The sequence below is a fragment of the Halomonas beimenensis genome (assembly GCF_002549795.1).
GTDB lineage: Bacteria > Pseudomonadota > Gammaproteobacteria > Pseudomonadales > Halomonadaceae > Halomonas > Halomonas beimenensis.
This window is the reverse complement of record NZ_CP021435.1, coordinates 409,140-432,489: the sequence shown is the minus strand read 5'-3', so window position 1 is coordinate 432,489 and position 23,350 is coordinate 409,140. Positions and strand designations below refer to the sequence as shown.

At 70.3% G+C, this 23,350-nt stretch carries 23 protein-coding genes; 14 read left to right on the top strand and 9 right to left on the bottom strand.

Features of this window, described 5'->3' with window-relative positions; translation table 11 throughout:
- Positions 1-11: 11 nt before the first annotated feature.
- The 4 genes from BEI_RS02055 to BEI_RS02040 all read left to right on the top strand — a co-directional run bounded on the left by BEI_RS02055 (position 12) and on the right by BEI_RS02040 (position 4,138).
- Positions 12-668, top strand: a complete 657-nt coding sequence (locus BEI_RS02055) for a YfgM family protein (protein ID WP_097787945.1) — start codon at positions 12-14, stop codon at positions 666-668.
- Positions 665-1,816, top strand: coding sequence for an outer membrane protein assembly factor BamB (bamB, locus tag BEI_RS02050; RefSeq protein WP_097787944.1), 1,152 nt, complete (start codon positions 665-667; stop codon positions 1,814-1,816). Before BEI_RS02055 ends, bamB begins: the two co-directional genes overlap by 4 nt.
- Positions 1,813-3,216, top strand: coding sequence for a ribosome biogenesis GTPase Der (gene der, locus BEI_RS02045; protein WP_097787943.1), 1,404 nt, complete (start codon positions 1,813-1,815; stop codon positions 3,214-3,216). The genes bamB and der overlap by 4 nt, the downstream gene beginning before the upstream one ends.
- A 286-nt stretch (positions 3,217-3,502) precedes the next feature.
- Positions 3,503-4,138, top strand: coding sequence for a hypothetical protein (locus BEI_RS02040; RefSeq protein WP_097787942.1), 636 nt, complete (start codon positions 3,503-3,505; stop codon positions 4,136-4,138).
- Here the strand turns inward: BEI_RS02040 and BEI_RS02035 are convergent.
- On the bottom strand, positions 4,123-4,992 hold the full coding sequence (locus BEI_RS02035; protein WP_097787941.1) for an ATP-binding protein: 870 nt from the start codon (positions 4,990-4,992) through the stop codon (positions 4,123-4,125). The genes BEI_RS02040 and BEI_RS02035 overlap by 16 nt on opposite strands.
- A 118-nt stretch (positions 4,993-5,110) precedes the next feature.
- On the opposite strand from BEI_RS02035, the gene BEI_RS02030 reads away from it, so the two are divergent.
- Together BEI_RS02030 and BEI_RS02025 are read left to right on the top strand one after the other, a co-directional pair.
- Positions 5,111-5,905 carry a M48 family metallopeptidase gene (locus BEI_RS02030; RefSeq protein ID WP_097787940.1) on the top strand — a complete coding sequence of 265 codons (795 nt, stop codon included), beginning with the start codon at positions 5,111-5,113 and terminating at the stop codon, positions 5,903-5,905.
- A gap of 18 nt (positions 5,906-5,923) precedes the next feature.
- A complete protein-coding gene (locus BEI_RS02025) occupies positions 5,924-6,187 on the top strand; it encodes a hypothetical protein (RefSeq protein WP_338035689.1) in 264 nt (87 codons plus the stop codon).
- Between the two features lie 115 nt (positions 6,188-6,302).
- On the opposite strand, the gene aroE is transcribed toward BEI_RS02025, so the two are convergent.
- From aroE to BEI_RS02000, 5 genes are all read right to left on the bottom strand, one after another.
- Positions 6,303-7,115 (bottom strand): shikimate dehydrogenase, encoded by an 813-nt coding sequence (aroE, locus tag BEI_RS02020; RefSeq protein ID WP_097787939.1) that lies wholly within the window; start codon positions 7,113-7,115, stop codon positions 6,303-6,305.
- A complete protein-coding gene (gene hemF, locus BEI_RS02015) occupies positions 7,112-8,047 on the bottom strand; it encodes an oxygen-dependent coproporphyrinogen oxidase (RefSeq protein ID WP_097787938.1) in 936 nt (311 codons plus the stop codon). The genes aroE and hemF overlap by 4 nt, the downstream gene beginning before the upstream one ends.
- Before the next feature lie 288 nt (positions 8,048-8,335).
- Entirely contained in the window at positions 8,336-8,893 is a 558-nt protein-coding gene (gene tsaC, locus BEI_RS02010; protein ID WP_097787937.1) for an L-threonylcarbamoyladenylate synthase type 1 TsaC, read from the bottom strand.
- Between the two features lie 37 nt (positions 8,894-8,930).
- Positions 8,931-10,037 carry a DNA-processing protein DprA gene (gene dprA, locus BEI_RS02005; RefSeq protein ID WP_097787936.1) on the bottom strand — a complete coding sequence of 369 codons (1,107 nt, stop codon included), beginning with the start codon at positions 10,035-10,037 and terminating at the stop codon, positions 8,931-8,933.
- A 14-nt stretch (positions 10,038-10,051) separates the two neighbouring features.
- Entirely contained in the window at positions 10,052-11,137 is a 1,086-nt protein-coding gene (locus BEI_RS02000; RefSeq protein ID WP_227644543.1) for a LysM peptidoglycan-binding domain-containing protein, read from the bottom strand.
- A 168-nt stretch (positions 11,138-11,305) separates the two neighbouring features.
- Between BEI_RS02000 and def the strand changes: the two genes are divergently transcribed.
- The 8 genes from def (at position 11,306) to BEI_RS01960 (ending at position 19,638) form a co-directional block, all read left to right on the top strand.
- Positions 11,306-11,818, top strand: coding sequence for a peptide deformylase (gene def, locus BEI_RS01995; protein ID WP_097787934.1), 513 nt, complete (start codon positions 11,306-11,308; stop codon positions 11,816-11,818).
- Positions 11,819-11,932: 114 nt separating this feature from the next.
- Positions 11,933-12,916 (top strand): methionyl-tRNA formyltransferase, encoded by a 984-nt coding sequence (gene fmt, locus BEI_RS01990; RefSeq protein ID WP_097787933.1) that lies wholly within the window; start codon positions 11,933-11,935, stop codon positions 12,914-12,916.
- A complete protein-coding gene (rsmB, locus tag BEI_RS01985) occupies positions 12,913-14,259 on the top strand; it encodes a 16S rRNA (cytosine(967)-C(5))-methyltransferase RsmB (RefSeq protein WP_097787932.1) in 1,347 nt (448 codons plus the stop codon). The genes fmt and rsmB overlap by 4 nt, the downstream gene beginning before the upstream one ends.
- 207 nt (positions 14,260-14,466) lie before the next feature.
- Positions 14,467-14,670, top strand: a complete 204-nt coding sequence (locus BEI_RS01980) for a dodecin (protein ID WP_097787931.1) — start codon at positions 14,467-14,469, stop codon at positions 14,668-14,670.
- 104 nt (positions 14,671-14,774) lie between these two features.
- Complete coding sequence (gene trkA, locus BEI_RS01975) at positions 14,775-16,148, top strand: Trk system potassium transporter TrkA (protein ID WP_097787930.1); 1,374 nt, start codon at positions 14,775-14,777, stop codon at positions 16,146-16,148.
- A 42-nt stretch (positions 16,149-16,190) separates the two neighbouring features.
- Positions 16,191-17,639: a TrkH family potassium uptake protein gene (locus BEI_RS01970; RefSeq protein ID WP_097787929.1), complete on the top strand. Its 1,449-nt coding sequence runs from the start codon at positions 16,191-16,193 to the stop codon at positions 17,637-17,639.
- An 87-nt stretch (positions 17,640-17,726) separates the two neighbouring features.
- Positions 17,727-18,962, top strand: a complete 1,236-nt coding sequence (locus BEI_RS01965; RefSeq protein WP_097787928.1) for a TraB/GumN family protein — start codon at positions 17,727-17,729, stop codon at positions 18,960-18,962.
- A gap of 331 nt (positions 18,963-19,293) precedes the next feature.
- Entirely contained in the window at positions 19,294-19,638 is a 345-nt protein-coding gene (locus BEI_RS01960) for a c-type cytochrome (RefSeq protein ID WP_227644542.1), read from the top strand.
- Between the two features lie 204 nt (positions 19,639-19,842).
- Here the strand turns inward: BEI_RS01960 and BEI_RS01955 are convergent, their stop codons facing one another.
- The 3 genes from BEI_RS01955 to aceK are packed head-to-tail and all read right to left on the bottom strand — an operon-like array spanning position 19,843 to position 23,249.
- Positions 19,843-20,688, bottom strand: coding sequence for a tRNA-uridine aminocarboxypropyltransferase (locus BEI_RS01955; RefSeq protein WP_097787927.1), 846 nt, complete (start codon positions 20,686-20,688; stop codon positions 19,843-19,845).
- Positions 20,689-20,744: 56 nt separating this feature from the next.
- A complete protein-coding gene (locus BEI_RS01950) occupies positions 20,745-21,479 on the bottom strand; it encodes an SIR2 family NAD-dependent protein deacylase (protein ID WP_097787926.1) in 735 nt (244 codons plus the stop codon).
- Between the two features lie 24 nt (positions 21,480-21,503).
- Positions 21,504-23,249 (bottom strand): bifunctional isocitrate dehydrogenase kinase/phosphatase, encoded by a 1,746-nt coding sequence (gene aceK, locus BEI_RS01945; RefSeq protein ID WP_097787925.1) that lies wholly within the window; start codon positions 23,247-23,249, stop codon positions 21,504-21,506.
- Positions 23,250-23,350: the final 101 nt, after the last annotated feature.

Below are 23,350 nucleotides of genomic sequence, written 5' to 3'. Positions count from 1 at the left end.
GGAGACCGCCCGTGGCGGAGATGAGAACCGAAGAAGAACAGCTGGAAGCCCTCAAGCGCTGGTGGAAGGAGAACGGCACCTCGCTGATCGCGGGCGCGGTGATCGCCGCCGCGGGGGTCTTCGGCTGGAAGGCCTGGCAGGACTACCAGGCCGGGCAGGCCGAGGCCGCCTCCCAGCGCTACCAGCAGCTGCTGACGCTGAGCGGACAGGACGCCCTGGACGAGGCCGCCCGCCGGCAGGCCGAGACCCTGGTGACCACCCTCACCGAGGACCACGGCGGCAGCCTCTACGCCGACCTGGCCCTGCTGCTCGATGCCCGCCTGGCCGTCCAGGCCGGCGACACCGCCGCGGCGCGTGCCGCCCTGGAGCGCCTCATCGCCGACGGCGAGCGGCCCTACCTGCAGGGGCTGGCGCGGCTTCGCCTGGCCCGCCTGCAGCTGGCCGGCGAGGACGCCGAGGCGGCGCTGGCCACCCTGGCCGGCGAGATGCCCGCGCCGCTGGCCGCCCAGCGGGCCGATATCCGCGGCGATGCCCATCTCGCCCTCGGCGACCCTGAGGCGGCCCGGGCCGCCTGGCAGGAGGCCCTGCGCCTCTCCGAGGCCAGCGACCAGCCGCTCTACGGGGTGCAACTCAAGCTGGACGACCTGGGCGTCGAGGAGGCCTCATGAGGAAGACGACCCTCGCCCTGGCGGCCACCGCGGCCCTCGGCCTGCTGGCCGGCTGCGCCGGCCAGGTGGAGCCCCAGTATCCGCCCAAGGAACTCGGCGCCACCGCCGAGACCACCACCGCGACCGTGCTGTGGCACGAGCGGGTCGGCGACGGCCTGGGCCTCGGCGGTTACCCGCTGGCCCCGGCCCTGGACGGTGACACCCTGTTCGCCGCCGACCAGCACGGCCTCGTCCAGGCGCTGGATGCCGCCACCGGCGAGACCCGCTGGACCATCGAGCTGTCCGTCGGTGCCTCCAGCGGGCTGACCGCCGTGGCGGATCGGGTCTACCTCGGCACCCGTAACGGCGAGGTGCTGGCCCTGGACCAGGCCGATGGCGAGGTGCTGTGGCGCACCCGGGTCAGCAGCGAGGTGCTGGCCTCGCCCCAGCCCAGCCGCGAGCTGCTGGTGGTGCAGGCGGTGGACGGCAGCGTGACCGCCCTGGACCGCGAGAGCGGCGCCGAACGCTGGGTGTACGACGCCACCCGGCCCTCGCTGACGCTGCGGGGCACCGGCACGCCACGAGTGATCGACCAGGTCACCTTCGCCGGCCTGGCCAACGGCCGCCTGGTCACCCTGGACAACCGCGCCGGCCAGCCACTGTGGGAGCGCCGCATCGCCACGCCCCAGGGACGCAGCGAGATCGAGCGGCTGGTCGACCTGGCCGGGCAACCGGTGCTGACGCCGGACGGCCGACTCTTCGTGACCAGCTACAACGGCCGCCTGGTGGCCCTCGAGGCTACCTCGGGAGACATCCTGTGGTCCCGCGAGCTGTCCAGCTACCATACGCCCGCCATGGTCGGCGACTTCCTGTTCGTGGTCGACGAGGCCAGCCACCTGATCGCCCTGAACGCCGGCAACGGCGACACCCTGTGGCGCCTGGAGGCCCTGGAAGGCCGCGAGCTCACCGAGCCGGCCTTCGCCGATGGCCGCCTGGTGGTGGGCGACTTCGAGGGCTACCTGCACCTGATCGACGCCCGCGAGGGCCGCCTGGTCGGCCGCACCCACGTCGACGATGCCGGCCTCAGCGTCCCCCCGCTCACCGACGGCCGCCGCGTCTATGCCCTGGCCGACGACGGCAGCCTCGAGGCCCTGGAACTGCAACCATGAACCCCGTGATCGCTCTGGTCGGCCGCCCCAATGTGGGCAAGTCGACCCTGTTCAACCGCCTGACCCGTACCCGCGACGCCCTGGTGGCCGACTTCCCGGGCCTGACCCGGGACCGCAAGTACGGCAACGGCGTGCTCGGCGGCAAGGCCTACACGGTCATCGACACCGGCGGCATCAGCGGCGACGAGGAAGGCATCGACGCGGCCATGGCCGAGCAGTCGCTGCAGGCCATCGACGAGGCCGACATCGTGCTCTTCCTGGTGGATGGCCGCGCCGGGCTGACCGTGGCCGACGAGGCCATCGCCAACCACCTGCGCATCAACCAGAAGAAGACCTGGCTGGTGGTCAACAAGACCGACGGGCTGGAAGAGCATTCGGCCATGGCCGACTTCTGGCAGCTCGGCCTCGGCGACCCGCGCCCCATCGCCGCGGCTCACGGCCGCAACGTCACCGCGCTGATCGAGGAGGTGCTCGCGCCCTTCCCCGAGCGCGACGAGGACATCCCCGCCGACACCGGCACCAAGGGCATCCGCATCGGCGTCATCGGCCGGCCCAACGTGGGCAAATCGACCCTGGTCAACCGCCTGCTCGGCGAGGAGCGGGTGGTGGTCTACGACGAGGCCGGCACCACCCGGGACGCCATCGAGATCCCCTACGAGCGGCGCGGCAAGCCCTATGTGCTGGTCGATACCGCCGGCGTCCGACGGCGCAAGAACGTCCGCGAGGTGGCCGAGAAGTTCTCGATCATCAAGACCCTGGAGGCCATCAAGGAGTGCCATGTCGCGATCATGGTGCTCGACGCCCGCAGCGGCCTGGTGGAGCAGGACCTGCACCTGCTCGACTACGTGTTGACCAGCGGCCGCGCCCTGGTACTGGCGGTGAACAAGTGGGACGGCCTGGAGAGCGAGGCCAAGGACAGGATGCGCGCCGAGATCAAGCGCCGCCTGGGCTTCGCCGACTACGCCGACCTGCACTTCATCTCCGCGCTGCACGGCACCGGCGTGGGCGATCTGTATCCATCCCTGGAGCGGGCCTTCGAGTCCGCCAACAGCCACTGGTCGACCAATCGCCTGACCCACATCCTCCAGGACGCCGTCGAGCAGCACCAGCCGCCGATGATCCACGGCCGACGCATCAAGCTGCGCATGGCCCACCAGGGGGGGACCAACCCGCCGATCATCGTGGTCCACGGCAACCAGACGGGCTCGCTTCCGGAAGCCTACAAGCGTTACCTGACCAACACCTTCCGCAAGGTGCTGAAGGTGCGCGGCACGCCGATGCGCTTCGAGTTCCGATCCGGCAAGAACCCCTACGACAACATGGCCGGCGCCAGCGACCGGGAGAAGGCCAAGAAGCGCGAGCTCGGCCGCACCAAGGAGGCGCGGCGCGGCCGCCGCTGATGTCTCCCGGCGGCGACATGCACCGTCGCCGCTCGTCGACTCTCGACGCGAGGGCGAATCTCGCCGATAGTACCCACCGCCGGCCCCCGCGCCGGCGGTTCACGTAGATCATCCCGAGGCGATCGCCATCGCGCGTCGCCGACGGGACGGAGAGGAACTTTTGACCAGGAGGGACAAGAGTCGCGCCCATGGGGGGCATCGCGCTTTCTCGACGCCCCGTCGACGCCGCGGCACGACCCTGGCGATCGTCCCGGCGCCATCCTCCCTCCCGTCAGCGAGAGTCCTCATGTTCCTGCGACCCCGACGCCTGCGCGCGCGCTTCCTGATTCCCGGCTGCCTGGCCCTGCTGCTCGGCGGCTGCCTGGCCCTGCCCCAGACGGGGCTGTTCGCCTTCCGCCTGGCGGTGACCTCCCTGGGCGTCGAGGAGGTGCGCATCGGCCCCTACGCCATCGATCCCCGCCTGGACACCAGCGACGTCGCCCCGCTGATCGCCTCCAGCCTGGGCATGGGCAGCCTGCCGGTGCAGGCCACCCTGGCCATGGGACTGGGGCTGCCCGTGGGCATGCCGGCGGTGGAGATGGCCGGCTTCCGCTGGCGGCTCGACATGCCCGGTGTCGAGCCGGTGGGCGGCACCTACGACGAGGACGTGGCCCTGACCTCGGCCGAGGACGCCAAGCTGCGCCTGCCCGTGGCCTTCGACATCCCCACCTCGGACCCGGCGCGAATGACGCCGCTGGTGGAACTGGCCACCCAGCTGGCGAGCCGCGGCAAGCTGCCCGCCGGCAGCCAGCTGTCGATCACCCCCGGCGACCTGCGCGGCCTCGGCGTGACCCTGCCGGCCGGGCTGCTGACGCCGACCCTGCGCCTGGCCGTGGGCGAGGGGGGCACTCTGCGACCGCTCGGCGATCAGGACTCGTCGTAGAGCCGCCGCCGCCCGATCCACTGGCAGGCGAACTGCCAGGCCACCCGACCGCTGCGCCCACCGCGCAGGGTGGCGAAACGTATCGCCTCGGCCCGGGCCGCCTCGCTCCAGTCCGCCTCGCGCCCGAGTCGGGACGTCCAGTGGCGGCAGGCCGTGAGGTAGGCCTCCTGGTCGAAGGGATGGAAGGCCAGCCAGAGCCCGAAGCGGTCGGACAGCGAGATCTTCTCCTCCACGGCATCGCCGTGATGCAGCTCGTCGCCCACCAGGCGAGTGGCCTCGTTGTCGGCGAGCGACTCGGGCAGCAGATGGCGACGGTTGGAGGTGGCATAGAGCAACACGTTCTCCGGCGGCCCGGTCAGGGCCCCGTCGAGCACGCTCTTCAGGGCCTTGTAGGCGTCGTCGTGGCCCTCGAAGGACAGATCGTCGCAGTAGACCACGAAGCGCCGGGACTGGTGCCGCAGCTGGTTGACCAGCGCCGGCAGGCTGGCCAGGTCATGGCGGTCCACCTGGACCAGGCGCAGGCCCTCGCCGGCCAGGTCGTTGAGCAGCGCCCGCACCAGCGACGACTTGCCGCTGCCCCGGGCGCCCCACAGCAGGGCATGGTTGGCGGGCCACCCCTGCAGGAAGGCTCGGGTGTTGTCGACCAGGGCCCGCTTCTGGCGCTCGATGCCGAGCAGGTCGTCGAGGGCCAGGGCATCCCGGGGCGGCACCGGGACCAGGCGGCCGCCCAGGGCATGGCGTTCCCAGAGGGCGGCGATGTCACGCGCCCAGTCGACGCCCTCGGCAGGCGGCGGCAGCCAGGGCTCCACGCGCTCCAGCAGCTGGGTCAGGCGGCGGGCCAGCTCGTCGTCCATGGACTTCCTCCGTGCTTGCAGGTTTCGCGGTTGACCTCGCGGGTGGTCGGGGTATCTTGTGGCGAACCCCAATCCGCCGTCCAGTGGCTCCGCCATGGCCGGCTCCAGGAGGTCACCCATGCGCTGGATTCGCCCCCTCGTCGTGGCGACGCTCGCCGTCGCCCTGGCCGCCTGCACCACCTCGCCCACCGGCCGCTCGCGCCTCACCCTGCTCTCCGAGGCGCAGCTCGACCAGATGGGCGCCCAGGCCTTCGCCCAGTACCAGCGGGACACGCCCACGGTGGGGGGCGCCCCCTACCGCTACGTGCAGTGCGTCACCGATGCCATCGTCGCCACCCTGCCGCCCGAGGCGGGGGACGGCGGCTGGCAGGTGCGGGTCTTCGACGACGACTCGGCCAACGCCTTCGCCCTGCCCGGCGGTTACGTGGGGGTGAACCTCGGCCTGCTGGAGATCGCCGAGAACCAGGACCAGCTGGCCGCGGTCATCGGCCACGAGATCGCCCACGTCCTGGCCCGGCACGCCAACGAGCGGGCCTCGACCCAGACCGCCACCCAGCTCGGCCTGTCGGTGCTGTCCTCGGCCGCCGGCCTCGAGGGGCCGGGCGGCGAACAGGTCATGGCGGCCCTGGGCATGGGCGCCAAGTACGGCATCCTGCTGCCCTTCTCGCGGCGTCACGAGAGCGAGGCCGACGTGCTCGGCCTGCGGCTGATGGCCGGGGCCGGCTTCGACCCACGGGCCAGCGTGGCGCTGTGGCAGAACATGGGCCGTGCCGGGGGCGCCCGGCCGCCGGAGTGGATGTCCACCCACCCGAGCCATGGCCAGCGCATCGCCGGCCTCGAGGCCGAGATCCCCGGGGTGTTGCCCCTCTATGAACAGGCCCGCCGGGCCGGCCGCCCCCCGAGGTGCGGCTGATCCCTCAAGGACATATCGATGCTGATGAGAATCGGACTGCTGCTGCTGGTCCTGCCGATCCTGGCGCTGATGGGCGTCTACTTCCTGGAGCTGAGCGACGCCCGGGAGTGCCTGCTGCTCCAGGACGGCCACTGGGACTACGTCGAGGGCGTCTGCCGCGACACCCCGCAACCCTTCGTGCCCTGGATCGACCGCCGGCCCTGGCTGGTCAACGGCGGCATGCTGGTGTCGGTCGCCGGCCTGGCCTGCTGCATGGTGGGACTCTACGTCAAGCGCCGTTGAGCCCGGGGATCGCCGACCGCCGCCGCAGGGGAGATAAGCGACAGCGCATCTACCACGGCCATGGCCGAGGCTTCGCCGGATGCGCCCACGCAGCGGGCGCATCCGGCCTTCCGCGCTATAGCGCCTTCCTGAGCGCCTCCAGCACGGGGACGACGTCCGGGCGCCTGCCACGCCACAGGAAGAAGGATTCCGCCGCCTGTCCCACCAGCATGCCCAGGCCGTCGATGGTCCGGGCGCCGCGCTCGCCGGCCCAGCGCAGGAAGACGGTGGGCTCGGCGCCGTACATCATGTCGTAGGCGGTGGCTCCCGGAGCGAAGAGCGCCTCGGGCAGCGGCGGCAGCTCGCCGCCGAGACTCGCGCTGGTGCCGTTGATCACCAGGTCGTAGGGCCCCGCCACGCCGTCGAAACCGCCGCCGCTCACCGGCCCCAGATCCTTGAAGTCCGCGGCCAGGGCCCGGGCCTTCTCGGCGGTGCGATTGGCGACGTGCAGCGTCGCCGGCCCTTCCGCGAGCAGCGGCTCCAGCACGCCGCGCACCGCCCCGCCGGCCCCCAGCACCAGCACCCGGGCACCGGCCAGGGTCACCCCCTGGCGCGCCAGGTCGCTCACCAGGCCCGCGCCATCGGTGGTATCCCCCCGGGTGCGGCCATCGGCCTCGAGGATCAGGGTGTTCACCGCCCCCGCCCGCCGGGCCCGGGGGCTCAGGTCGTCGCACAGCCGGCAGGCCTCCTCCTTGAAGGGCACGGTGACGTTGGCACCGCGGCCGCCGGCGGCGACGAAGGCCCGCCAGGCGCCGACGAAGTCGTCCAGGGGCGCCTCGATGGCCGTGTACTCGATGGCCTCCCCGGTCTGTTCGGCGAAGGCGGCATGGATGGCCGGTGACCTGGAATGGCCGATGGGGTGGCCGAAGACGCAGTAACGATCGGTCATGCCTGATTCTCCCGTGCTTCCTCCCCCAACCAGTCGCGGGGTGCCAGATAGTTCTCGTAGAGTTCCGCCTCCGGGCTGCCCGGCTCGGGCTCCCAGGCATACTCCCAGCGAGCCAGCGGGGGCATCGACATCAGGATCGACTCGGTGCGGCCGCCGCTCTGCAGGCCGAACAGCGTGCCGCGATCCCAGACCAGGTTGAACTCCACGTAGCGGCCGCGGCGATAGAGCTGGAAGTCCCGCTCCCGCTCGCCCCAGGGCGTCTCGCGGCGGCGGCGCACGATGGGCAGGTAGGCGTCCAGGAAGCTGTCGCCCACCGCCCGCTGGAAGGCGAAGCAATGCTCGAAGCCGCCCTCGTTGAGGTCGTCGAAGAAGAGCCCGCCGACGCCGCGGGTCTCGTCGCGGTGCTTGAGGTAGAAGTAGTCGTCGCACCAGGCCTTGTAGCGCGGATAGACCTCCTCGCCGAAGGGCGCGCAGGCGTCCCGGGCCACCCGGTGCCAGTGCCGGACGTCCTCGAGCACCGGGTAGAAGGGCGTCAGGTCGTAGCCGCCGCCGAACCACCACACCGGCGCCTCGCCGGCCTTCTCGGCGATCAGGAAGCGCACGTTGCCGTGGCTGGTGGGCACATGGGGGTTCTCGGGATGCAGCACCCAGGAGACGCCCACGGCGTGGAAGCCCCGCCCGGCCAGCTCGGGCCGGGCGGCGGTGGCCGAGGGCGGCAGGGTGGCGCCGTAGACGTGGGAGAAGTTGACGCCGCCCTTCTCGAACAGGGCGCCGTGCTCGATCACCCGGGAGCGGCCACCGCGGGCGTCGGCGCGCTGCCAGGCGTCCTCGCGGAAGCCGGCCCGGCCGTCTTCCGCGGCCAGGGCATCACACAGCCGGTCCTGAAGGTCGAGCAGGTAGGTCTTGACGTCGTCGAGGTTGGCGTGGGCCACATGGCCTCCTTGATAGTGGGCGAACCGGGATTCGGATGGTCCTGAGGTGGAAGATGAGCTGTTTCGGCGCCAAGCCCCGGCGTGCCGGACCATCGCGAGGGCGCTGTAAACCCTTCCTTGGGCGCTACTTTTGCCCTGCGGCGCTCTTGCATCCTGCGCCGCTTGCAGGGCCGGTGCGGGCCGTCCATGGCCCGCCCGTTCGGAGCAGTGCTCCTCACCCCTGGTCAAAAGACCCTCGCTTCGCCTTGTCCCCGGCGCTCATCTCGCCGGACGTTTCGACATGCGTGCTCAGGCGCGCAGCACCCGGCCGGTGAGCAGGTCGCGGATGGTGCTGGGGCGGTCGTGGCCGCCCAGGGGACCGTCGAGGACGGCATCGAGGCCATCGCCGAAGATCGCGCCGATCGCCTCGGCGCTCATCGCCGGCGGCTCGCCGGCCCGATTGGCGGAGGTCGACACGATGGGTCCGCCGAAGGCGCGGCACAGGGCGGCGACCAGCGGATGGTCGCTGACCCGCAGCGCCACCCGGTCATGGTCCCCGCGGACCAGCGGCAGGGCTCGGCCGTTGTCGGGCACCAGCCAGGTGGTGGGGGTCGGTTGCGGCCGTCCCAGCGCCTCGCGCTGGGCGGCGGTCAGGCCCTCCAGCCAGGGGGCGAACTGATCGAGGTCGGCGGCCACCAGGATGACCCCCTTGGCGGGGTCGCGCCGCTTGAGGTCCAGCAGCCGGGTCAGGGCGGCCTCGTCGTCCGGGTCGCAGCCCAGCCCCCAGACGGCCTCGGTGGGATAGGCGATCACGCCGCCGTCACGCAGGGCGGCGACGGCGGCATCGAGCGAAGTGTCCTGGGTCATGTCAGCGAATCGACGGCAGTGAACGTGGCCCCGGATTCTAGCATGCCCCCCGTGGACTCGGCAGGCGCACCCAGCCGCCGGCGGTCGCACTGGCGCATCCCTCGAGCTCCAGGGCCAGCAGACGGCGCTGGCAGTCGGCCACCGGCAGGCCGGTCAGGGACACCAGGGCGTCCACCGGGGTCGGGGTGTCGCTGAGCCAGCCGAGCAGGGGATCGTCCTTGCCCGGACCAGCCTCCCCCGGGGATTCGGGAGCTCCCTGCGCCGGGGCGTGCCACGCCGGCAGCTCGGCGAGGATATCGTCGAGGTCGCGTACCAGCACCGCACCGTCCCGGATCAACCCGAGGCAGCCTCGTGCCTGGGGGTTGTGGATCGAGCCCGGGAGCGCGAACACCTCGCGTCCCTGCTCGCCGGCCAGCCGGGCGCTGACCAGGGAGCCGCTGCGCTCGGCGGCCTCCACCACCAGCACCCCGAGCGACAACCCGGTGACGATGCGGTTGCGCCTCGGGAAGTAGGCCGGGCGGGCGGGAGTTCCCGGCGGATGCTCGGCGAGCAGCAGCCCGCCGGGCTCTCGCAGTCGTTGGTACAGGCGCCGATGGCGGGCGGGATAGACCACGTCCACCCCGCAACCCAGCACCCCCACGCTCCGCCCGCCGGCCTCCAGGGCCGCCTGCTGGGCGGCGCCATCGATGCCCAGCGCCATGCCGCTGACCACGCTCCAGCCCCGCTCGGCCAGGGCTCGGGCAAAGCCGGCGGCGTTGCCCACCCCCTCCCGGGTCGGCCGGCGGGAGCCGACCATGGCCAGCCGCGGCGGCGTCAGCGCCTCCAGGTCTCCCCAGGCCCAGAGGAGCGGCGGCGGATCCGGGATCTGACGGAGCAGTGCCGGCCAGTGGGCATGCCCGGGAGACAACAGGTGACGGTCGGGATGCGCCGCGAGCCAGGCCTCGTCGGCCTCGAGGACGGCGGAGAGCGGGCTTCGGGCGGGGTGATCGAGCCAAAGCCTGAGGGCCGAGGCCGCCGGAGGCGGCAGGACCGCCAGCCAGCCCTCCGGCCAGGCGGGACCGCGGGCGGCGAGTTCGGCCAGCCCGACCGCTCCCACGCCGGGGAGCCGGGCCAACAGCCGCCATTCCCTGGCCGAAGGTTCCATGGGGCGGCCGGCGTCTAGCGTTGCGCCGTGCCGAGCGCGGGACGCGGGTTATGGAGGCGATCGCCCACCGCCAGGGTGCGGGTGGCACGCATCACCAGGCCATAGCTCATCTTCTCGTAGGGGCGAAAGACCATCACCAGGCCGGCGTCCTCGCCCGGCAGACGCAAGGGTTCGCCGGTGCGGGGGTCCTGGACCAGCTCGCCGCGCTGCTCCACCGCCAGCACATGTCCCGGCGCCAGGCCGTCGCGCGTGCCGCGATCCAGCGCCACCACCTGCAGGCGACCGATGAAGCGCACCCCGCCCGGCACGGCCAGGATGCGGCCATCCACTTCCTGTTCCGGCGCCCGGGGCTGGAATTCGGTGACCAGGGCCCGGTCCTCGAGCGGCAGGATGATGTCGTCGCTGCGGATCTCCTGACGGGTGCGGGTGGCCTCCATCACCACGATGTCGTCCTCCTGGCGCAGCCGCCGGGCCTCGCCCACACTCTCCAGCTCGAGCCCCAGCAGCTCCCCGCTGCTGGCATCGTGGTAGCGCTCGCCGACACGGTAGATGCCGAAGCGGCCGCCGCCCGCGACGGCGCCACGGGCATAGAAGCGGTCGCCCGCCCCGCTGATCAGCCGGCCGTCGTTGCCGGCCACCACATAGGCCAGCTCGTCGAGGGCATCGGGGTCGGCGATGACCCGATGCTCGCGGAGGAAGTGCCGGACCGACTCCAGGGGAATGGGCTCGATGGCCTCGCGGTGCGGGATGGTGCGAATCTCGGGCGAGAGCCGCACGATGCCTTGGCCGCGTTCCAGCCCCAGGCAGGGGCGCCCGCCGCAGTCGTAGAGGAAGACGACATCTCCCGGGTAGATCAGGTGGGGATTGTCGATCTGCGGGTTGACACGCCACACCTCGGGCCATTGCCAGGGATGCTGCAGGAAGCGGCCGGAAATGTCCCAGAGGGTGTCGCCCTTGACCACGGTATAGCGATCCGGGGCGTCGTCCTGCAGGCCATCCTCCCAGGAAAGCCCCTGAGCCTGGACGGCACCCGCGAGCATTCCCAGGGCAACCCCTGCCAGCCAGCGCCTTGCGAGCTTGCTGCGTTTCATCTGCCTCATCCCCGTCGTCCCCCGCCTCGTGACCCCGCGACGGCGCAAGGAACCTCGCCGCCGTGGTATAGTCAGATGCTATCGATACGATGCGTGCATCCCGGTTCCCCCGGTATGCCGCCGGCTTTTAGAATAGCCGCATATCCTGAATGACAGCATAACGGTGACACCAACGCCATGGCCAAACTCCCCATTCTCGAATTCCCCGACGAGCGGCTGCGTACCAAGGCGGCCCCCGTCGAGACGGTCGACGACGAGGTGCGCCAGCTGGTCGATGACATGCTCGAGACCATGTACGACGCTCGCGGCATCGGCCTGGCGGCCACCCAGGTGGACGTGCATCGCCGGGTCATCGTCATGGACGTCAGCGACGACCAGAGCACCCCGCTGGTGTTGATCAACCCCGCGTACACCCCCATCGGCGAGGAGCGTGAGCCGATGCAGGAAGGGTGCCTGTCGATCCCCGAGTACTATGCCGATGTACCCCGCGCCCTGAAGGTCCGGCTCGAGGCCCTGGACCGCGACGGCCAGCCCTACGAGCTCGAGGCCGAGGGCCTGCTGGCTCACTGCATTCAGCACGAATGCGACCACCTGCAGGGGGTGCTCTTCGTCGACTACCTGTCGCCGCTCAAGCGCGACCGGGTGATGAAGAAGATGCAGAAGCGTCACAAGCTCGGTCAGCCCGCCTGACCCCAGCCCCGTGATCGCTCGAGAAGGCCGGTGCCGTTGATGGCGCCGGCCTTCGTCGTTTGCGCCCCGCTCCGTTATCATAGGAAGCATTCATTCCGGCAAGGCCCTCGATCCATGTCCCGACCCCTGCGCGTCATCTTCGCCGGCACGCCCGATTTCGCCGCCGAGAGCCTGGCGGCCCTGCTGGCGAGCTCCCACCGCGTCGTCGCCGTCTACACCCAGCCCGACCGGCCCGCCGGCCGTGGCCGCAAGCTGACTCCCAGCCCCGTCAAGGCCCTGGCCCGGGAGCATGACCTTCCGGTGTACCAACCGGCCTCGCTCAAGACGCCGGAGGCCCAGGCGGAGCTGGCCGCCCTGCAGGCGGACCTCATGGTGGTGGTGGCCTACGGCCTGATCCTGCCGAGGGCGGTGCTCGACACACCGCGCCTCGGCTGCATCAACGTCCACGCCTCCCTGCTGCCACGCTGGCGCGGTGCGGCCCCCATCCAGCGGGCCATCGAGGCCGGCGACGCCGAGAGCGGCGTGACCATCATGCAGATGGACGAGGGCCTGGACACCGGTGACATGCTGCTGGTCCGGCGCACGCCCATGACCGCCACCACCACCGGCGGCGAGCTGCACGACACCCTGGCCCGGCTGGGCGGCGAGGCGCTGGTCGAGGCCCTGGACGCCCTGGGCGGCGGGGGGCTCGAGGCCACTCCCCAGCCGGCCGACGGCGTCACCTACGCCGCCAAGCTCTCCAAGGCCGAGGCCGAGCTCGACTTCCGCCAGGGCGCCGAGTCGCTGGCCGCCCGGATCCGGGCCTTCAATCCCTGGCCGGTGGCCTGGTGCGCCGCGGGCGATGACCGCCTGCGCCTGCTGATGGCCGAGGCCGGATCGGAGCGGGGCGAGCCCGTCGCGCCCGGCACCCTGCTCGCTCCGGATGACGATGCCCTGCGCATCGCCTGCGGCCCGGCCGGCGACGAGGTGCTGCGCGTGACCCGTGCCCAGCTCCCCGGGGGCAAGGCCCTGGACGTGCGCGAGTTGCTCAAGGCTCGCGCGGATCGCTTCACCCCCGGCACCCGCCTGGGCGCCTCGGCTCGGGAGGCCTCCGCATGACCCAGCGCAACGGCACCGGACGCACCAAGTCCCTCGACAACGGCCTGACCGTGCGCGCCGCCGCCGCCCGGGCCATCGCCCCGGTGATCACCGGCAAGGGCTCGCTCAACAACCTCGACGACCACCAGGTGGTGGCCCGGGACCGCGGCCTGTTCAAGGAGCTGTGCTTCGGCACCTGCCGGACCCTGTGCCGGCTCGAGGCACTGGCGGGCAAGCTGCTGGAAAAACCCTTCAAGGCCCGCGACGCCGACGTCCAGGCCCTGCTGCTGGTGGGCATCTACCAGCTGCTCTACCTGCGCGTCCCGGCCCACGCCGCCGTGGGCGAGACCGCCGGGGCGGCCCGCCTGCTCGACAAGGCCTGGGCCACCCGGGTGATCAACGGCTGCCTTCGCCGGCTGCAGCGCGAAGCCACCGACCTCCAGGCCGAGGTGGACAAGGACCCGGCGGTCGCCCTGCTGCATCCCAAGTGGTGGCTCAAGGCGTTCCGCCAGGCCTGGCCGGACGACTGGCGGGCCATCTGCGAGGCCAACAACCGCCCCGGGCCCATGACCCTGCGGGTCAACCGCCGTCATGGCGACCGCGAGATGTATCACGACCGCCTGGATGCCCCGGGGATCCACGCCCGGCTGTGTCTCCATGCGCCGGACGGGATCACCCTGGACGAGCCCCGGGACGTCGCGACCCTGCCAGGCTTCCGGGAGGGCCTGATCAGCGTCCAGGACGAGGCCGCCCAGCTCGCCGCCGTGCTGCTCGGCCCGGTCCTCGCCCCGCGCCCCGGCGCCCGGGTGCTGGACGCCTGCTGCGCGCCCGGGGGCAAGACCGCCCACCTGCTGGAGCAGTTCGACATCGACCTCAAGGCCATCGACAGCGATGACGCCCGTCTGGCGCGGGTCGAGGACACCCTGGCGCGGCTCGGGCTGTCCGCCGACCTCGTGCATGGCGACGCCACCCGGCGCGAGTGGTGGGACGGCACCCCCTTCGATGCCATCCTGCTGGACGCCCCCTGCTCGGGCAGCGGGGTGATCCGCCGCCATCCGGACATCAAGCGTCTTCGCCGCCCCTCGGACATCCCCCGGCTGGCCGAGCTCCAGGCCCGGCTGCTGGACAATCTCTGGCCGCTGCTGGCCCCGGGGGGCACCCTGCTCTATGCCACCTGCTCGGTGCTGCCGGAAGAGAACGCCGACCAGATCGACGCCTTCCTGGCGCGCACCCCGGATGCCGAGGCGACCATGCCCCAGGCGGTGGCCTGGGGCCGGCCCGCCGGAGCGGGCCGCCAACTGCTGCCGAGCATCGACAGCCATGACGGCTTCTTCTATGCCAGACTGAGGAAGCGGGCCGCCTGAGCGGCCAGAGGGCGCCGACAGATGTCACGAGCGAAGGTCAGCCCGGGCAGCGCCAACCGAGAAAGCGCCGCTTACGAGCATGTGATCGCGCCTTTCGACGGGGACGCCCTGACCGGGCTTGCGCACGAGGGAGGTTTTACGTCGCATGACCGAGCGCAGTAGCTTGTCGGCAGCCTCGTCATTTCCCCGCTGCCAAAGGACGACGACATGAGCCATACCTACAAGCACATCGAGCTGACCGGGACCTCCGAGACGGGCATCGAGGACGCCATCCAGGCCGCCCTGCGCAAGGCCTCGGAGAGCCTGCACAGCATGCGCTGGTTCGAGGTCACCGACACCCGCGGCCATATCGAGCACGGCAAGGTGGCCCACTGGCAGGTGACCCTCAAGGTGGGCTTCACCCTGGACTGACCGGCCAGCCCCTGTTCTTCCTTCCCCGGCTGGTTTAGGCTTGCCGCCACCCATGCGACGGCGCACCCGCTGCGCCGTCGTTCCGCTGCGGACTGCGAGACCCGATGAAGATCATCATCCTCGGCGCCGGCCAGGTCGGCGGGACCCTGGCCGAGCACCTGGCACGCGAAGAGAACGACATCACGGTGGTGGACACCGACGCCGACCGGCTGCGTGAGCTGCATACCCGGCTCGACATCCGCACCGTGCACGGCGCCGGCTCCTATCCCATGGTGCTGCGTCAGGCCGGCTGCGAGGACGCCGACATGCTGATCGCGGTGACCAACTCCGACGAGGTGAACATGATCGCCTGTCAGGTCGCCTACACCCTCTTCCGCACCCCCACCAAGATCGCCCGGGTCCGCGCCACCGCCTACCTGACCCGCAAGGGACTGTTCGCCCACGAGCCGGTGCCCATCGACGTGCTGATCAGCCCCGAGCAGGTGGTCACGGACCATATCCGCCGGCTGATCGAGCACCCCGGTGCCCTGCAGGTACTGGAGTTCGCCGGCGGCCTGGTCCAGCTGGTGGCGGTCAAGGCCTTCTACGGCGGCCCCCTGGTGGGCCAGGAGCTGGGTTTCCTGCGCCGCCACATGCCCAGCGTCGATACCCGCGTCGCCGCCATCTACCGTCGCAACCGACCGATCATCCCCCGCGGCGACACCGTCATCGAGGCCGACGACGAGGTGTTCTTCATCGCCGCCCGCCGCGACATCCGGGCGGTGATGAGCGAGCTGCGCCGCCTCGAGCGGGACTTCCGCCGGGTGATCATCGTCGGCGGCGGCAACATCGGCGAGCGCCTCGCCGAACACCTGGAACACAGCCACCAGGTCAAGATCGTCGAGCACAACCTCGAGCGCTGCACCCAGCTCTCCGAGCGCCTGGACCGCACCGTGGTGCTCCATGGCAGCGCCACCAGCAAGCGCCTGCTGGAAGAGGAGAACATCGAGGACTGCGACATCTTCTGCGCGCTGACCAACGACGACGAGGTCAACATCATGTCGTCGCTGCTGGCCAAGCGCATGGGGGCCAAGAAGGTCCTCACCCTGATCAACAACGCCGCCTACGTGGACCTGGTGCAGGGCGGCGAGATCGACATCGCCATCTCGCCCCAGCAGGCCACCATCGGCAGCCTGCTGACCCATGTGCGCCGCGGCGATATCGTCAACGTGCACTCGCTGCGCCGGGGGGCCGCCGAGGCCATCGAGGCCATCGCCCACGGCGATACCCAGACCTCCAAGGTGGTGGGCCGGGCGATCGGCGACATCGACCTGCCCAGCGGCACCACCATCGGCGCCATCGTGCGCGGCAAGGAGGTGCTGATCGCCCATGACGACGTGGTGGTCGAGTCGGGCGATCACCTCATCCTGTTCGTCATCGACAAGCGCCGCATCCGTGACGTGGAGCGGCTCTTCCAGGTCGGCCTGACCTTCTTCTGACGGGGCCGCCATGCCGCCAAGGACGACGAGGAGAGCCACTGCATGAGCCTGCGCATGATCCTGCGCATCCTGGGCCTGCTGCTGATGATGTTCAGCCTGACCATGGTGCCGCCGATCCTCATCTCGCTGCTGTTCGCCGACGGCATGTGGGAGGCCTTCGCGGTGGCGCTCGGCATCACCGTCGGGACCGGGGCGATGATGTACCTGCCCAACCGCCAGGCCGGCAAGGAACTGCGCACCCGGGACGGCTTCCTGATCGCGGCGCTGTTCTGGACGGTACTGGGGCTGTTCGGGGCCCTGCCGCTGATGCTGACCGGCGCCTCGGCGCTGACGCCCACCGATGCCGTCTTCGAGTCCTTCTCCGGGCTCACCACCACCGGCGCCACCGTGATCACCGGCATCGACCTGCTGCCCAAGGCCATCCTCTACTACCGCCAGCAGCTGCAATGGCTCGGCGGCATGGGGATCGTGGTACTGGCCGTGGCCATCCTGCCGACCCTCGGCGTCGGCGGCATGGCCCTGTACCGCACCGAGATCCCGGGGCCCCTCAAGGACTCCAAGCTGACCCCGCGCATCACCGAGACCGCCAAGGCCCTGTGGTACATCTACGCGGCGTTGACCGCGACCTGCATGCTGGCCTACATGGCCGCCGGCATGGACTGGTTCGATGCCCTGGGCCACAGCTTCTCCACGGTGGCCATCGGCGGCTTCTCCACCCATGACGCCAGCATCGGCTACTATGACAGCGCCGCCATCGAGCTGGTCTGCGTCTTCTTCCTGTTCATCTCGGCGATGAGCTACAGCCTGCATTTCCTGGCCTGGCGCCAGCGCAGCCTGATCCACTACTTCCAGGACCCGGAAGCCCGCTTCCTGATGCTCTTCCTCGCCGGGCTGGTGGCGATCACGGCCATCTCGCTGTGGCTCACCGAGGTCTCCGAGACCACCCGCGGCCTGCGCCATGCCCTCTTCGAGGTGGTCTCCATCGCCACCACCGCCGGCTTCGCGGTCGCCGACTTCTCGCTCTGGCCCGGCGCCCTGCCCTTCCTGCTGTTCGTGACCGCCTTCGTCGGCGGCTGCTCGGGATCCACCGGCGGCGGCATGAAGGTGATCCGCATCATCCTGATCCTCAAGCAGGGCATGCGCGAGGTGATGCGCCTGATCCATCCCAATGCGGTGATCACCGTCAAGATCGGCAAGGTCAGCGTCCCCGATGGCATCGCCCAGGCGGTCTGGGGCTTCTTCTCCGCCTATGTGATGCTGTTCTTCCTGATGCTGGTGGGCGTGATGGCCACCGGGGTCGACCAGGTCACGGCCTGGTCCACGGTGGGCTCGGCGCTGAACAACCTGGGCCCGGCGCTGGGGGAGGCCAGTGCCCATTACGGCGACCTGCCGTCCCTGGCCAAGTGGATCCTGGTGGTGGCCATGCTGCTGGGCCGCCTGGAGATCTTCACCGTACTGGTGCTGTTCACCCCCGCCTTCTGGCGCAAGTAGGAAAGCCGATGCAAGCGTCACGGCGGGTTTGGCCCGCCGGTGGGCTTCGTGGATAATCGAGCCTCCACCCTCCAGACCCGAGCGTCCATGACCGACTCCCAGGACACCGTGATCGCGCCCGACGAACAGGCGGCCACCCTCGGCCCGCGCCGCACCCTCCAGGTGGGCGAGACCCGCTACACCCTGCTGGGCACCGCCCATGTCTCGGCGGAAAGCGCCGCCGAGGTCCGTACGCTGATCGATTCCGGTGAGTTCGACGCCGTGGCCATCGAGCTGTGCGACTCCCGCCACCAGAACCTGGCCAACCCGGACGCCCTGGGCGAGCAGGACCTCTTCCAGATCTTCCGCCAGGGCAAGGCCGGCATGGTGGCCGCCAGCCTGGCCCTGGGCGCCTTCCAGCAACGGGTCGCCGAGCAGTCCGGGATCGAGCCCGGTGCCGAGATGCGCGCCGCCCTCGAGGAGACCCGGGCCCGGGACCTGCCGCTGGTGCTGATCGACCGTGACGTGGGGGTGACCCTCAAGCGGATCTATCACAACGTGCCCTGGTGGCAGCGTTTCTCGCTGTTCACCGGGCTGCTCGGCGGGGTGCTGTCGCGCCAGGACGTCTCCGCCGCGGACATCGAGCGGCTCAAGGAGGGCGACGTGCTGGAGTCCACCTTCAGCGAGTTCGCCGCCGAGTCCGAGACCCTCTACACGCCGCTGATCAGCGAGCGGGATCGCTACATGGTGCTGCGGCTGGCCGAGCAGTGCCCCCCGGGGCGCTATCGCCACGTGCTGGTGGTGATCGGCGCCGGCCACCTCAAGGGCATGGCCGAGCACCTGGAAAGACCGCTGCCCGAGGCGCCCCGCCCGGAGCGCGAGGCCCTGGAGGCCACCCCACCCCCCTCTCGGCTCTGGAAGGCCCTGCCCTGGGCAATCACCGTGCTGGTGCTCACGGGCTTCGCCATCGGCTTCTCGCGCAATACCCAGCTGGGCTGGCAACTGGTCGGCGAGTGGTTCCTGATCAACGGGGTGCTCTCGGGGCTCGCCACCCTGGTGGCCCTGGCCCACCCGGTGACCGTGGCCGCCACCGTGGTGGCCGCCCCGCTCACCTCGCTCAACCCCACCATCGGCGCCGGCTTCGTGGCCGCCGGCGTGGAGCTGGCCATGCGCAAGCCCAAGGTACGCGACTTCGCCACCCTGCGGCATGACGTCACCGAGCTGAAGGGCTGGTGGCGCAATCGGGTCTCGCGCACCCTGCTGGTCTTCCTCACCGCCACCCTGGGTTCCGCCGCCGGCACCTGGATCGCCGGCTTCCGCATCGCCGGCGCCCTGTTCGGCTAAGGCCCACCGGCGCTGTCCCTCTCCTCGCCCCTGCCCTGATGCCGGGGCGAGGGGGCTCATCTGGCCGAGCCCCCTCGGCACGAGCGCCCCGGTCGCCCCGGCGTCGACACGATGGCGGCCGACGACCTCGGCCCCCCGCCCATCCCCCCTTTCACGGATGCCGTTGCCCCCGACGGGCGTCGACGCCTGACGACGGTCAACGGGCCGTGGTCCGGTGATGGCTCGGGGGGGTGGGCTCGTCTACGTTGAAGGAAGATGTCTTCTGCATCCTTGATGGAGACATCTAGAAAATGATTATTGCTTAATTAGAAAATAATAGAGGGGCAAGGAGATGAAGACACTCATCCTATCGATGGCAACCGGCTGTCTGTTACTGGGAGCCGTCTCTGCCGGCGCCGACATGCATGGCGACATGCAGCAACTGGCTGAAGAGAAGCAATGCCTGAGTTGCCATGGCCGGGAAGACATGACCCCCCGGGCACCCGGCTTCAGCAGCATCGCCGCGAAATACGCCGGGGGCGAGATGAAAGGCTATCTGGTCGATGTCGTGCTCACGGGAGGCGAGGACCACTGGGGCTCCGCGACCATGCCGGAACCGGGTATGCAGCGCCCCGAGGTAAGTGAGGAGGAGGCCCGACAGCTGGTCGACTGGATCCTGGGCATGCACGAGGAGTGAGCGCATCCAGCATCGCCGGGTATGGCGTATCGAGCCGTTCGCATCCTGGCGCTTATCGTGTGCTGAAGGGCTTGCATGCTCCGCGGCTAGGCCAGCCATCGAGCCGCGTGTCCGAGCCCCCAAGGCAGGCATAGGCGCCAGCTTTCCACCGCCCCTCCTGCCGGGCTAACACGCCCCATTCCATGCCCCACGCCGAGGCCGGTTTCAGCGGGCCTCTTCCGATCGGACGAACGGGGAACCTGCCCCATCACGACGATACCCTCCGCGGTCTTCGTCTTCACGACGAGCCAGCAGCCGCTGCATCGCCGGGGTGGGGGCCTCGAGCTTCTCGTGGCGACGACTGGCGGCATAGCTGTCGTTGAAGGCGTCGAAGTAGTCGTCGAGGACATCCGCGGCCTCGACGTCGCCGGCCTGGCGCAGCAGCTCGGCGGCCACCTCGGCGGTGCACAGGTGCGCCCGGGAGGCCGGCTTGCGCAGCCGGTAGCGGGTCAGCCGCTCGGTGGCCAGCGGCAGCACCGGCAGCTCGACGAGGTAGGGGCTCTTGCGGAAGATGCGACGCGCCTGGCGCCAGGTACCGTCCAGGATGATAAAGACGGGGATGCGACCCTCTGCCTGTCGGTCGGCCACGGCGTCCATGCCCACCACTCGATGGGCATAGTCCTCGTGATCGTCGGGGAAGATGACGAAGGGCGCGTAACGGGGGTCGTCGAGCAGCGCCAGCAGGCGCTCGTCCGGCGCGGTGCGGTACCAGGTGAAGACCTCGGTGCCCGGCAGGACATCGCGGATCAGCCGCCCCGTGTTGGTGGGCTTGTAGTGCTCCAGGGGGTGGGTGAGCAGCCAGACTCGCGCGCGGCTCCCCGCGCCGACCCGGTAGGGGCACAGGCAGTTGAGCTTCGGCAGGTTGCAGCCCTCGCAGCGGAGGACGAAGCTGCCACGTGCCTTGAATTCGCGCCGTGCCGGTCGCGGATGATCGGTGGCGGGGTCTCGTGTCGAATCCGGAGCCACCGGGGCGGCATCCCGAGGAGACGGAGTCTGGGTATCGTCCTGCATGAGTCACTGCCGGGCCTGAAGGGGCCCGCATTCTAGCACGCCGGGAAGTGCACGGATCAGTCGAGCAGCGTCTCCGGCACCCAGAGCCGCCCTTCCCGCTGCCAGTGCCGGACCAGTGCCGGCACCCCCTCTCTGGCGGGCCGGGCCAGTCGGGTCACGCCCGGCGGGGCCAGGTCATGGGCCTCGGGATCGACCAGCACGCAGGGCGCCTCCAGCGGCGCCTGGTCGAGCAGCGCCGCGGCCGGCATCACCGCGAGCGAGGTGCCCACCACCAGCAGCAGGTCGGCCTCGGCGACGATCTCGCCGGCCTCGGCATACCGCGGCACGGCCTCGCCGAACCACACCACGTCGGGACGCAACTGGCTGCCCTTGTCGCAGACATCGCCGAGCCGAATCCCGCCCCGGGGCAGCTGATAGCACAGCCGGGGGTCCACACTCGAGCGGGCCTTGAGGATCTCGCCGTGCAGGTGCAGCACCCGCCGGGAGCCGGCGCGCTCGTGCAGGTCGTCGATGTTCTGGGTGACGATGCTGACTCGCAGGCCACGCTTCTCGAGCCTGGCCAGGGCCTTGTGGGCGGCGTTGGGACGCGCCCGGCGCACCTGGTCGCGGCGGGCGTCATAGAAGCGCAGCACCCGCTCCGGATCGCGATGCCAGGCCTCGGGGGTGGCGACCGCCTCGATGGGGTGGTCGGCCCAGAGGCCGTCGGCCGCGCGGAAGGTCTGGATGCCGCTCTCGGCGCTGATGCCGGCGCCGGTCAGTACCACCAGGTGGGGGCGGTCGGCCTCGGCCATGCTCACCTCGGAGGGTCGTGGGGGTCAGTACACCAGGCCAGTGTCCGCCGTCGCCTCGAAACGCTGCTTGTTGCGATAGGGGTAGACGTCGATCACCCGGCCGTCACGGATGGCCTGCTGCAGCCCCTTCCAGTAGTCGGCGTCGAACAGCTCCGGATGCAGCTGGTAGAAGAGCTTGCGCATCCGCACGTCGGCGAACAGGAAGGGGCCGAATTCCTCGGGGAAAATATCATTGGGGCCCACCGAGTACCAGGGCTCGTCGGCCAGCTCCTGTTCGGGGTAGAGCGGCTCGGGGATATGCCGGAAGTTGCACTCGGTCAGGTAGCAGATCTCGTCATAGTCGTAGAAGATCACCCGGCCGTGTCGGGTCACCCCGAAGTTCTTGAGCAGCATGTCACCGGGAAAGATGTTGGCCGCCGCGAGCTGCTTGATGGCGTTGCCGTAGTCCTTGAGCACGGCCCGGGTCTCGGTCTCGTCGCAATCCTCCAGGTAGAGGTTGAGCGGGGTCATCATCCGCTCGGTATAGCAATGCTCGATCAGTACCTTGTCGCCGCGCAGGTGAACGGTGGAGGGTGCCACTTCCAGCAGGTGCTCCAGGCACTCCGGGGAGAAGTGATCCTTGCGCGCGATGAAGTTGGAGAACTCCTGGGTGTCCGCCATGCGCCCCACCCGGTCGTGGCGCTTGACCAGCCGATACTTCTCGCGGACGTTCTCGCGGCTCATCTGCTTGGTCGGGTCGAAGCGATCCTTGATGATCTTGAACACCGTGCGGAAGGAGGGCAGCACGAAGACCGCCATGACCATGCCGCGCACCCCGGGGGCGATGATGAACTGGTCCTCGCGCTTGGCGACCTGCCGGTTGAGGGCGCGGAAGAACTCGGTCTTGCCGTGCTTGTAGAAGCCGATCGCCGCATAGAGCTCGCCCTGGGGCTTGTCCGGCATCAGTTCCTGGAGGTAGGCGACGAACTCGCTGGGCACCACCACCTTGACCTGGAAGTAGGCCCGGGTGAAGGAGAAGATGATCGACACCTCGTCGGGCTCGATCAGCACCGTGTCCAGGTGCAGCCCCTGGCCTTCCTCGTGGAGCACCGGCAGCACCAGCGGGACCTGCTCGCCACCGCCCCGGATACGGCCGACCAGGTAGGCTCCCTTGTTGCGATAGAAGACGCTCTTGATCAGCTCGATCTCGGCGTGGGGATCGTCGAGGAGCGTCGCCGGCAGCTGGCGGCGCAGGAAGTCGCTCCCCAGGGCGACGTCCCGCTCCAGTTCCTCGAAGGGCGTCTCGAACTTGGCCTCGGCCAGCGCCCAGCGCAGGGCCTGCTCCCAGTCCCCGCCCACCTCGCGGCGCCGGCATAGCTGCAGCCCCGAGTGATGGGCGGCGTACTGGCGGGAGCTGTAGACGAACATCCACTCGTTGCGGATGTGGCGATGGTGGAACAGCGAGCAGAACATCGAGTTGAAGTAGGTTTCCGCCAACTCGTAGTCCAGCCGCTTGGCGACCAGGTCGGCGTAATGGCGACGCGCCTCGCGCCAGCACTCGAAGTGCGTCAGGACGTCGTCGTCGAAGGTCCGCCGCAGGCGCCCGAGGGTCGCCTCGACCTTCTCGTCGTAGAGGTCGATACGTTCCGCCGAGGCCTGTTGGGCCTCGCGCCAGGCGGCATCGCGGAAGCGCCGGCTGGCGTCGGCGGTGATCTCCTTGAAGCGCGAACGGTACTCGTCGAATCCATGCAGGATGGTGGCGGCGAGACGATAGGCGGGCGAGTGCTTCATGGCGACCTCCGGACACAGGGCCTTCCAGCTTGGCCAATTTCGTCCTCCGGCGCGAGGCGACCAAGGTGGAGGTCACGGTAGCGGGGCGACAACCCGGATGA